General features: G+C 42.0%; 8 protein-coding genes. 3 read left to right on the plus strand and 5 right to left on the minus strand.

Annotation, left to right across the window (positions count from 1 at the left end):
- Window positions 1-93: 93 nt before the first annotated feature.
- The 3 genes from BV372_RS19895 to BV372_RS19905 form a co-directional block, all read right to left on the minus strand.
- Window positions 94-657, minus strand: coding sequence for a DUF4126 domain-containing protein (locus tag BV372_RS19895; RefSeq protein ID WP_086688227.1), 564 nt, complete (start codon window positions 655-657; stop codon window positions 94-96).
- Between the two features lie 260 nt (window positions 658-917).
- Window positions 918-2,213, minus strand: a complete 1,296-nt coding sequence (gene purB, locus BV372_RS19900) for an adenylosuccinate lyase (protein WP_086688228.1) — start codon at window positions 2,211-2,213, stop codon at window positions 918-920.
- Between the two features lie 40 nt (window positions 2,214-2,253).
- The gene (locus BV372_RS19905; RefSeq protein WP_086688229.1) at window positions 2,254-2,805 is read right to left on the minus strand and encodes a DUF421 domain-containing protein; all 552 of its coding nucleotides are present in this window, start codon (window positions 2,803-2,805) and stop codon (window positions 2,254-2,256) included.
- 555 nt (window positions 2,806-3,360) lie between these two features.
- Between BV372_RS19905 and BV372_RS19910 the strand changes: the two genes are divergently transcribed.
- The 3 genes from BV372_RS19910 (at window position 3,361) to BV372_RS19920 (ending at window position 8,102) form a co-directional block, all read left to right on the plus strand.
- Window positions 3,361-4,404 (plus strand): serine/threonine-protein kinase, encoded by a 1,044-nt coding sequence (locus BV372_RS19910; RefSeq protein ID WP_086688230.1) that lies wholly within the window; start codon window positions 3,361-3,363, stop codon window positions 4,402-4,404.
- Window positions 4,405-4,912: 508 nt separating this feature from the next.
- Window positions 4,913-6,949 carry a serine/threonine-protein kinase gene (locus BV372_RS19915; protein WP_086688231.1) on the plus strand — a complete coding sequence of 679 codons (2,037 nt, stop codon included), beginning with the start codon at window positions 4,913-4,915 and terminating at the stop codon, window positions 6,947-6,949.
- 106 nt (window positions 6,950-7,055) lie between these two features.
- Window positions 7,056-8,102, plus strand: a complete 1,047-nt coding sequence (locus tag BV372_RS19920; protein ID WP_086688232.1) for a WD40 repeat domain-containing protein — start codon at window positions 7,056-7,058, stop codon at window positions 8,100-8,102.
- A gap of 48 nt (window positions 8,103-8,150) precedes the next feature.
- Here BV372_RS19920 and BV372_RS19925 read toward each other — a convergent pair whose 3' ends face one another.
- On the minus strand, window positions 8,151-9,713 hold the full coding sequence (locus BV372_RS19925; RefSeq protein ID WP_086688233.1) for a glycosyltransferase family 39 protein: 1,563 nt from the start codon (window positions 9,711-9,713) through the stop codon (window positions 8,151-8,153).
- A 90-nt stretch (window positions 9,714-9,803) separates the two neighbouring features.
- The coding region (locus tag BV372_RS19930; protein ID WP_143845205.1) for a PPC domain-containing protein at window positions 9,804-10,866 on the minus strand (1,063 nt) is incomplete at its 5' end.

Consider the following 10,866-nt stretch of genomic DNA (forward strand, 5'->3'; position numbering starts at 1 on the left):
AGATTAAGACTTTTATTGATTCTCCCCTACTAGTTCATTTGTTCGCGTTGAAAGGGCTGGCACTGCCCACCCTACAAAAATTGCTTTTAACTATTAACTCCTAGCTTTTGACTGCTGACGGCGAGACTGCCAATACCAGTCATACCATTCCTTTGCACTACGAATTGCCAACCAGAGGAGGATAAAAGTGATTAATCCTCCTGGCCAGGGGGCATTAAAGGCAAATAGTACTAGAGCAACGCACAAAAAATCTTGAAGAAATACTGCCCACAGTGGTAAGCCACGCAAGCGATAGAACCAACCGACTTGCACTAGCTGGAATACTAAAGCTAACAAACCCCCAATAAAAGCAATTAGCCAAGTTGGCGCTATTGTTGTTGAAGATACTGCTAACCCCATTATTGCTCCCACAATCGGAGATAACAATAACTCAAATATTTGTAGTACTCTTTGCCCCAAGCGCTTTTTTGAAGCAACTAGTTCAATTAAAGACCAAATAGTTAAGAAGCCTAGCAACACTGAAGGTGAAATGTGAGACAAAATCGGAACTTTTGACCAGAGGTGACCTCCATGCAACAATCCAATAATCAGTAGAGGGATACCTATTCTGATTCCTGCTGCCGCAGAAGCGGAAAGTATGGCTAGTATGTCAATCATCAGGACACTCAAAGCGCTACTAAATAGGCCAATAGTTGCGATTAATACTTTTCATGGAAATTAACCATGAAAGATTAAATAATCTAAGTACACAGGTTATATAATAATTTACAACAAAAAAATATGTTTTGGGGTTGACCATTGAGGAAGGGGCAGGAAGCAGGGGGGACAAGGGAGTGTGGGGAGTGTGGGGAGTGTGGGGAGTTTTCTTCCCCATCTTCCCCATGTTTTCCCCATGCCCAATGCCCAATATTCGGCGTCTAAATACCTAGGCGTTGATAAACCTGTTCTAAATGCCGCAGATGTTGCTGGGGGTCAAAACACAATTCGATTTCTGCTGGGGACAACTTTTCGGTAACACGAGGGTCTTTAGTAATTAAATCGTGGAAATTGCCTTCCGGTTTGTTCCAAGCAGTGTGAGCATTTTCTTGAACGATCGCATACGCCTCTTCGCGGTTAGTTCCTTTTTCCACCAAAGCAAGTAGCACTTTCTGGCTAAATACCACCCCGCCATAGCAGTTGAGATTTCGTTGCATATTTTCGGGATAGACAAGCAGGTTGGTCACCAAATCGGTGATTTCTACCAACATAAAGTGGGTCAAAATGCAAGCATCTGGTAATATTACCCGTTCTACAGAACTGTGAGAAATATCTCGCTCATGCCAGAGGGCGATGTCTTCCAAAGCTGCACCTGCATGACTTCTCACCAGTCGCGCCATTCCCGTCAGCCGTTCGGAACGGATGGGATTACGCTTGTGGGGCATGGCTGAAGAACCTTTTTGACCTTTGGCAAAAAATTCTTCAACTTCTAGAACGTCTGTTTTTTGCAGATTGCGAATTTCTACCGCAAAGCGTTCAATAGATGCGGCAACTAAGGCTAATTGCTGCACGTAATCGGCGTGAATATCACGGGAAATAACTTGTGTTGAGGCGGTATCAGGTTTAAGTCCGAGTTTTTGACAGGCGATCGCTTCTACACGTGGTTCAATATTGGCATAAGTTCCCACTGCACCAGAAATCTTACCTACAGCAATTGTTTTGCTGAGAATTTGTAAGCGTTCTTGGTGTCGCAATACCTCTGCTAGCCACCCCGCTAGTTTAAATCCGAAGGTGATTGGTTCAGCATGAATGCCATGAGAACGCCCAATCATCACTGTATAACGATGTTCTTTGGCCTTTTGACGAATTGCCCGGATTAAATCTTCTAGACGTTGCAATAACACATCCAGACTGGCTACTAATTGCAATGCTAAAGCCGTATCTAGCACATCAGAACTGGTTAAGCCCAGGTGAATATAGCGCCCTGCATCACCAACATATTCATTGACATTGGTTAAAAAAGCGATGACATCGTGGCGGACTTTAGCCTCAATTTCTAGTACGCGCTTTGGATCAAAATTCGCCTTTGCTTTAATTTCTTCAACCGCCTGAGACGGAATGTAACCTAGTTCAGCCTGTGCCTCACAAACAGCAATTTCTACTTGCAACCAAGTTTTTAGCTTATAGGCTTCACTCCAGAGATTACCCATTTCGGGCAAGGTATAACGCTCAATCACAATCCGTCACAGAATACAACCGTCATATTTTACATTTTAATTAGGGCAGATCACTTTTTGATTTAGCTTCTTGTTTAACAGGAGAACTATTTTTTGATTCGGATGTGATGACACTAATGCTACCGTCAGCTTCCATATATGCTAATTTCACATCGTCCAAAAATTCGATACTTTGCTGGCGAAACTTACTCATCAACTCATCTTCAGTAATTAACTCCCGTTCTAGATGCCGATAAATTATTTGACCATTTTTTACAAGTAACAATGGTGGAGGATTAAGGAAGCGCTGAAACTGAGGAAGTTTGTAACCCAACCAGTTAAGCAAGTAGCTCCAAAAAATTACAGTTCCTACCAAAATAGCGCCTTCAGTAATAGATGTATAATTACTCGCCATTGCGTTTTGGGCAGCTTCAGCGAACAGCACAACTACCAATAAGTCAGTAATTCCTAGTGTTCCTAGTTGTCGACTAGGCAGCAAGCGTAGCACTGAGAACAGTGCTAGATAAACCAGCGACCCGCGTATAATCAATTCCAGCACACTGATGCTAGGCACAAAGATTGCTTGCCAATCGATAAAAAACCATGTGTCCATTAACGCTAAATTCCTCTCTTTTTCTCAGATGCAGTTACATCACTTAAATAAGATATTTACAGAAGACTGATTGATAATATTTCACCCACAAGTATCAAATAGGCAAAAGTCATAACTCATATTTGAGTGATTCAAACTAATAGTAGTTATCATTTTTTGTCAGTGCTTTTTTGGTTGAGAGTATAGAATTATCTCAGATGCTAGTTGTTTTCTTTTTAAAACCAATCTCCAAACTGCTTTGCTGTCTAAAACAAATTAAAGATTTCTGCATGAGAGCGATCGCCCTTGGTCTGTAGAGATGAAAGGCGAACGTTATCTGTGAAAGCTTCGAGGCTAAATCAATACTTTATACTAACTTAGTAATTGCTACCTAAGTAGATTTACAAGTCAATACGATCAACAGCAATTTTCCTGAGCTTTTTAAATTTTTTATAGGGAATTCTGTATGTAAATACTGGGAAAAATTATGATTTGGCAAAGATATAGTAATCCTACTACCACTTAGGAAGCTTTATCGTTAAATTAAAGACAAGTAAGAGTAGCCGTTCTGAAGCTATGAATCGATTTTCCCCACAAATCAGACATCTTCACGAGTGCATCCAGCAAACTCAACTTGGTCGGATGTGCGGCTCTCCAGAACGATTTCGCGATCGCTATGAAATCTTGAGAATTTTAGGTAGAGGTGGTTTTGGTATCACCTTTCTAGCCAAGAATGCTGTATTACCTGGTAAGCCTTTGTGTGTAATTAAGCAACTTTGTCCTCAGGCAACTAGTATCAGTAGTTGGGAGAGAGCTTGTCAGCGCTTTGAAAAAGAAGCAAAAGCTTTGGGAGCATTAGGTAATCATCCACAAATCCCCATGCTCTTAGACTACTTTGAAGTCCAGGGAGAGTTTTATTTAGTTCAAGAATATGTGCGTGGTTCTACTTTGGCGCGTGAAGTGAGAAAATCTGGCCCCAAAAGTGAAGCCGCAGTTAAACAGTTTTTGCAGGAATTATTACCAGTCTTACACTATCTTCATCAACATCGCGTCATTCATCGGGATATTAAGCCTCATAACTTGTTGCGTTGTGAAGATCAGCGCCGGGTTGTGCTGATTGATTTTGGCGCAGTGAAAGAGGAATTGGCTGATGCTTGTGAACAGTCGCTTAGTAATCATGGCACTACTAATTTTGTAGGAACGATGGGATTTGCACCCCCAGAACAGCTTTCCTTGCGGCCAGTGTATGCGAGCGATATTTATGCACTCGGTGTGACTTGTCTTTATTTATTAACTGGGAAAGGACCTCTAGAATTTGACTATGACCCAAATACTGGTGAGATCTGTTGGCAAAAAGAGGTAAATGTTAGTGATAGTTTTGCTCAGACTTTGGGCAGAATGGTAAAAATTTCCTTAAAAGAGCGTTTTAAGACGGTTAAGGATGTGATAAAGGCATTGGATTTGGAAAACTATGTGCCAAGTTTGACTAACTGTTTAACTACCCAACCACGCCAAGGTAAAACTCATATCAAAGAAGAAATTCCTCAGATATACGTTCCATCTGTTACACGAACTGCGATCGCTATTCGCCAATGGAAAGCAAAACTCCAAGGTAAGTAGCCAGACACTGCGTTAAACAGATATTTAGCTGAAGTATCAAATTAACAATTAATTATTGATACAGCAAATTTCAAGTTAGTGAAGTACAGATCCTAAGCCTCAAACCCAAGTATAAAGACTGTTTTACTTCTGAATTCTGAATTCTAACTCCTGAATTCTGCTGTATTTAAAAATCAAAAAGTTTGTAGTAACAAATTTAACTATTTTTTGGTAACCTTTAAAACATTTACTAGTTAAAAATATCTCAGATAATTTCTCACAAAATACATTTCCCAAAGTCTTAAAAAAAAGATTATTATATAATCGAGAAATAATTCTTCTGGTTCTTGTAATTTTCCTCAATTAAGGGAAAATTGACTATAATCTACAAACGCTGACTATATTAAGTAATTCCCCATTCCCCAACACAGGGATTTTCTACCACAAGTACACGAGAACCAGTCTGATAACTAGGGAAATTATGGGTCAAACTTAGCATAATTTGTCATGCAGTAGCGCCTGTCAAATCATGATCTGCTGCTTAAATCCCGATTGCTCAAATCCGTTAAATTCTGATGAAAATAAGCTTTGCCAAGCTTGTAATACCCCACTCATAGGACTCTTAAGAAATCGCTTCCGTGTTATTCGAGTGCTTTCCGATGAGGGGGGATTTGGCAGAACCTATTTATCACAAGATGTAGATAAACTACATGAACGCTGTGTAGTCAAGCAATTAGCTCCAAAGTTTCAAGGAACTTGGTCGCAAAAAAAAGCGATGGAGTTATTTGCTGAAGAAGCCAAACGACTGCAACAACTCGGAGAACATCCGCAAATTCCAACTCTCTTAGCTTACTTTGAGCAAGACCACTGCCTATATTTAGTGCAGCAGTTTATTAATGGAGAGAATTTGTTAACGGAGTTGCAGCAACGCAAGACCTATAAGGATAGGGAAATTCAAGCAATTTTGCTCGATTTGCTACCCATCCTCAAATTCATTCACGATCGCGGAGTCATTCACCGAGATCTCAAGCCGGAAAATATCATTCGGCGTCACAGTGATGGACGCTTATGCTTGATAGATTTTGGCTCCTCAAAGCAATTAACAGCAAGAGTACAAAATAAAATTGGTACTTCTATTGGTTCTCATGGTTACTCCCCAATTGAACAGATTCGAGATGGTAAAGCTTATCCAGCCAGCGATTTATTTGGTTTGGGAACTACCTGCTTTCATCTGTTAACGGGAATTTCTCCCTTTCAGTTGTGGACAGAACATGGATATTCTTGGGTGACAAATTGGCGACAATATTTGCGCAGACCGCTGGATGCGGATTTAGATCGGATCGTCGATAAGCTGTTGCAAAAAGATATCCGCTACCGCTATCAGTCAGTTGATGAAGTTATCAAAGACTTGTCACAAAAACAACCATTGCGACTGTTACCATCAGTTAAATTATCTGGTAAAACTCCAAAAACTCAGACACAACATTTACCTAGGAAATACAATTTTTTAAGAATTCTAGTCTTGGCAGCTGCTGCTATCTTATTGTTTGGATTTGGAGAATCTTGGTATAAACAATTTTCTCGGCTGCAAACAACTATATCTTCTCGCCTGAGTCAACAAAATAATCATCCAGGTAACAGTGAAGCTGTTTTGAGTCAGCAGCCAAAGATGACTTTGGGAAATATTTCCTTAGTTAATACTCTCCAAGGACATGAAAATGCGATTCTGTCTGTGGCTATCAGTCCTGATGGTCGATTGTTTGCTAGCAACAGCGATCGCACAATCAAATTATGGAATCTGGTTACAGGACAGGAAATCTTCACTCTCAACGGTCACTCTCAAAAAGTGAATGTCGTAACTATCAGTCCCAATGGCGAAACTCTGGTTAGTGGTAGTGATGATAACACTATCAAAGTTTGGAATGTAGCTACAGGTAAAGTAATTCACACTCTAATAGGGCATTCTGACTCAGTTCATGCTTTAGTGATTAGCTCAGATGGTAAAACTCTGGCTAGTGGTAGTGATGACAATACGATCAAAGTTTGGAATTTAGAAACAGGAGAACACATCCGTACATTAGTGGGACATGAATTTTGGGTGCGGTCAATGGCTATTAGCCCAGATGGTAAGATTCTGGCTAGCGGTAGTTTTGATAAAACTATTAAACTGTGGAATTTATCTAAGGGATACGCAATTCGCACCTTAAAAGGGGATGGCAAAACGATTACTTCTCTAGCTATCAGTCCCAATGGTAAAACCCTTGCTAGTGCCAACCGCGATCGCACAATTAAATTGTGGAATTTATCTACAGGTCAAGAAATTCGCACCTTGGCGGGTCATGACAACACAGTCACATCGATTGCTATCAGCCCGGATGGTAGTACCCTTGCCAGTGGCAGTCGCGATCGCACAATCAAATTGTGGAATTTATCTACAGGAGAAGAATTTTTAACATTAACTGGACATACCAACACCGTAACGTCCCTCAGCTTTAGCCCTGATGGTAAAACCCTCATCAGTGGTAGTGAGGACAACACTATTAAGATTTGGCATGTGTCTAGATAGAAACTTTGTAAAGCAATTATAATTTTATTTTATAACATTCAGTAATTGTATCTAAAATGCTTGCTATGTTATGCAGCATTAGGGTGATGCTACTGGGGGATCTGCGATGTCTATAAATCTTATGAACTCAAAAATTAGAGTCTTAACAGCCACGATTTTCCTGGTGTTAGGATCTGGAGGAGTTTGGTATTCGCAATTTCCCGTAGCTGCAACTGGTGAGACATCTTCTCCCAATCAAATAGCATCCAATGCCTTAACTCTCAATGGAAATTCTGGCTCAGTTAAGGCTGTAGCTATTAGCCCAGATGGCAATACTCTTGCTAGTGTCAGTACAGACAACACTATCAAACTGTGGAATTTGACTACTGGACAGCAACTCCGTACCCTAGTGGGACATAAAAACTGGGTTAATTCCCTAGCTTTTAGCCCAGATGGTAAGACTCTTGCCAGTGGTAGTTTAGACAAAACTATCAAGTTGTGGAATCTGGCGACGGGAGAAGAAATCCGTACTCTTAAAGGACATTTACTCTCGGTTCAGTCTGTGGCGTTCAGCCCAGATGGCACTACTCTGGCTAGTGGTAGTTGGGATCAGACGATTAAACTGTGGAATTCTACTACCGGACAAGTCATCCGCACCCTCCAAGGGCAGTGCGATATCTTTAATTCTGTAGCTTTTAGCCCAGATGGCAATACTCTTGCTAGTAGCAATCATTTTGATAAAAATATCAAACTGTGGGATATATCTACCGGAGCAGTCAAACGCACCCTAACAGGTCATCTTGGTGTAGTGAATTCTGTAACCATTAGTCCCGATGGCCAAACCCTTGCCAGTGGAAGTTGGGACGGCACAATTAAATTATGGCATCTGGCTACAGGAAGAGAAATTACTACCCTCAAAGGAGATAAAACTAAAGTGTGGTCTGTGGCCTTCAGCCCAGATGGTCAAACCCTTGCCAGTGGTGGTTGGGATGGCACTGTGAGATTGTGGAATGTGTCTCAGAAACAGGAGATCCGCACTTTTACCGGGCATACCAATAGGATTTGGGCTGTGGCCTTCAACCCTAATGGCAAGACAATTGTCAGTGGTAGTAAAGACAGAAGCATCAAAGTATGGCCAGTGTCGCCATCAACCGGGGAGAGATCGGGGGGATGAGGAACAGGGGAAGGGAGAAATAAATAATCGCTCTTGACTATTGCCTATTCACTCATTTTTGTTGGGAGCAATTAAGGTAAATCCTGCTGCTGTACCTAAAGATTTGCTGTTAGTTAGTTGTAGAGAATTGAGTGTTGCTTGGTCTAATAGCAAGTAAGATTTTTTTGTCCATTGAGTTTGTAGTTCTGCACTTGTTGCACTTTTAACTTGGCGATCGCTATAAAAATTTAAACTAGGACGACCATAGGCAAAAGATGTGTAGATCGCAGCATCTTTAGGAGTATGTTGTTGTAGCAAAGCCGCAACAGGCTTAACAGCAAAGGCTTCATTCAGTTCCCACACCCAAACTGGAGAATTCACAAATATTCCTAAAATCAAGTAAACACCTGCAAATAAAGCCACAATAAATTGGCGATTTTGCTTGATAACTAACCAGACTGTATAGCTAAAGACGAGTGTGAGCGCAATCCCTAAAGGAAGCAGTGCTATTTGATTGCTGACAACAAAATAGATACAGCCGCCACTCCCAACCAACGCCGCCAAACCAAATAGCCACTTCCAAGCACTAGGGTAAGGTTGAGGATGCTGCCAAACTACGGCAAGTTTTGCGCCTACCGCTAAAGCCACAAAGGGATAGAGGGGCATGATATACCACGGTAGCTTAGTGCGCATCATAGAAATCGTCAGCCCATAAACTACTATTCCTACCAAGGTTAATCGCCCCCAACTGCTATGGCGTTGTTGCCATGCCAAAATTAAACCACTGGGCAGAAAAAGCACCCAAGGAAAACTATATTTGAGTAACTCTACGAGGTAGTACCAAGGAGGACCATCATGATTGTGAAACGGCTGCCAAATCCGTTGCACCAAAGGCCCAAAAAAACGTCCTTGCCAGAATTCTGCCCCGTAATGTTGTCCTTGGGCAGCATACCAGGCAATGACAGGTAGAATGCCTAGTACTAGACCAATCCAGAGGTAGGGATTTTTAAATAGGGAGAGTCGTCTATCTATTACTAAGAATAAAAAAGCGATCACCCCTAAAACAAATGCCATTTCTCCCCTAGCTAAAATTAGCAGCCCAAACGCCACACCAGGAATTATTGCCCATAATTTATGCTGGCGGGATTTCAGCAGACCTAGCATCAGTAGCAAAAATAACGTGACGGTAATCCCGTCATGCATGGCAAGGCGTCCATGTCTAACAATAGGCAGCAGAGTTAGATAAACTAAGGCAGAAAAAACCGCACTCAACTGTGATGTAAAAATTTCCTGCCCTACCCAGTACAGCAAGGGAACACCACAGGCACTAATTAAGGCTAAAGGTAAGCGGGTTGTCAGTTCACTAATGCCTAGCAGTGAATAGCTAGCAGCGATTAGCCATTCCCCTAAAGGAGGCTTATCGAAGGGTTGTTCATGCAGTAAAGGATAGAGCCAGTTACCAGAACGGTACATATGACGAGCTACGATCGCATAGTAACCCTCATCCCAATCTCGCAGCGTGGCTCCTCCCAAATTCATACTCCACAGCGCTACAGCTGCGAGTAAAAGCCATAAACCTTGCCTGAGTGAGGGTGGGAGGCTGGATGCAGGAGGAAAAGAAAAAATTTTCATGCATCCTAGTGTACGCAGTTGATGACGGTTCATGAACACTATATTTAAGGCGCGTTCAGAAATATTTCCCCAAGCCCCTCGTCTTTTGAATTAGTAAAGAGTCAAGCGATATCTGCCACGTTCTTGTGGGTTAGCTGAAGTAACCACTACATAGTAAGTATCATCCCCAGGCAACCTGGCGCGGTCAATCAGAGCGCTATACTTACCATCTTTGGCATTATCGGCAGCGACAATCTTTCCTTGAGAATTTAATAAGACTATGTAAGGAGAAAACTCTTCAAACTCACTGTCTACACGAATACTAACGAGCTGATCTTTTTTACCCTCAAACTTGGAGACATCGTAGGGGCTTTTATTTTGCTTTAGGGTAAGACTTTGGGCGGTTAGTTCGGCAGTTTCGTCTAGAGCGTAGCTGGCTCTATCATTTCTAAGTGCTAGACTATAGCGACCTGTATCACCTGGATTGCGGCTAGTGACTGCGATCGTGTAAGTACCTTGAACAGGTAATCTGACAAATACAAATGCATCTTTAATTCCACCCGTTGTCTGGGCACTGCCTCGCTTCACAATCACGTTATTATTGGGGTCAAGCACAAACATGTAGGGATTGAGACTAAGGTTATTTGCTTGGCGCGTATCAGTACTACCACCAAGCCTAATTTGAATTAGTTGATTTTCTCTACCCTCAAATTGGTAGAAATGATAATACCTACCTTGAGATTGGAAATCACGTTTGCCTAAAATACCGAAGGCAAAATCTACAAAGTTAATCGGTTTGTAATTCAGATTTGCCTGTGGAGAAATAGGTGAACCCCCACGAATTGGCTTGTTACCTGTACGTGGTTTAGTTGTTGGTTGATAGCCTCCCTGTTGTGGACGAGCAGAACCATTATTTACAGGCCTTGGTGTTGGTTCTGTCTCTACGGGTCTGGATGGTCTCGGACTAGTTGCAGGTGAAGTATTTACAGGTCTAGATGGTCTTGGACTTGGCGCTGGTTCTGTCTCTACAGGTCTAGATGGTCTCGGACTTGGCGCTGGTTCTGTCTCTACAGGTCGAGATGGTCTCGGACTTGGCGCTGGTTCTGTCTCTACGGGTCTGGATGGTCTCGGACTTGGCGCTGGTTCTGTCTCTACAGGTCTAGATGGTCTCGGA

The sequence above is a fragment of the Nostoc sp. T09 genome (assembly GCF_002154695.1).
Classification (GTDB): Bacteria; Cyanobacteriota; Cyanobacteriia; order Cyanobacteriales; family Nostocaceae; genus Aulosira.

What these genes read in the sequence shown, in the direction of transcription:
- BV372_RS19895 (WP_086688227.1), bottom strand. Translation starts at nt 657, where the DNA reads ATGATTGACATACTAGCCATACTTTCCGCTTCTGCGGCAGCAGGAATC.
- BV372_RS19905 (WP_086688229.1), bottom strand. Translation starts at nt 2,805, where the DNA reads ATGGACACATGGTTTTTTATCGATTGGCAAGCAATCTTTGTGCCTAGC.
- BV372_RS19910 (WP_086688230.1), top strand. Translation starts at nt 3,361, where the DNA reads ATGAATCGATTTTCCCCACAAATCAGACATCTTCACGAGTGCATCCAG.
- BV372_RS19915 (WP_086688231.1), top strand. Translation starts at nt 4,913, where the DNA reads ATGATCTGCTGCTTAAATCCCGATTGCTCAAATCCGTTAAATTCTGAT.
- BV372_RS19920 (WP_086688232.1), top strand. Translation starts at nt 7,056, where the DNA reads ATGTCTATAAATCTTATGAACTCAAAAATTAGAGTCTTAACAGCCACG.
- BV372_RS19925 (WP_086688233.1), bottom strand. Translation starts at nt 9,713, where the DNA reads ATGAAAATTTTTTCTTTTCCTCCTGCATCCAGCCTCCCACCCTCACTC.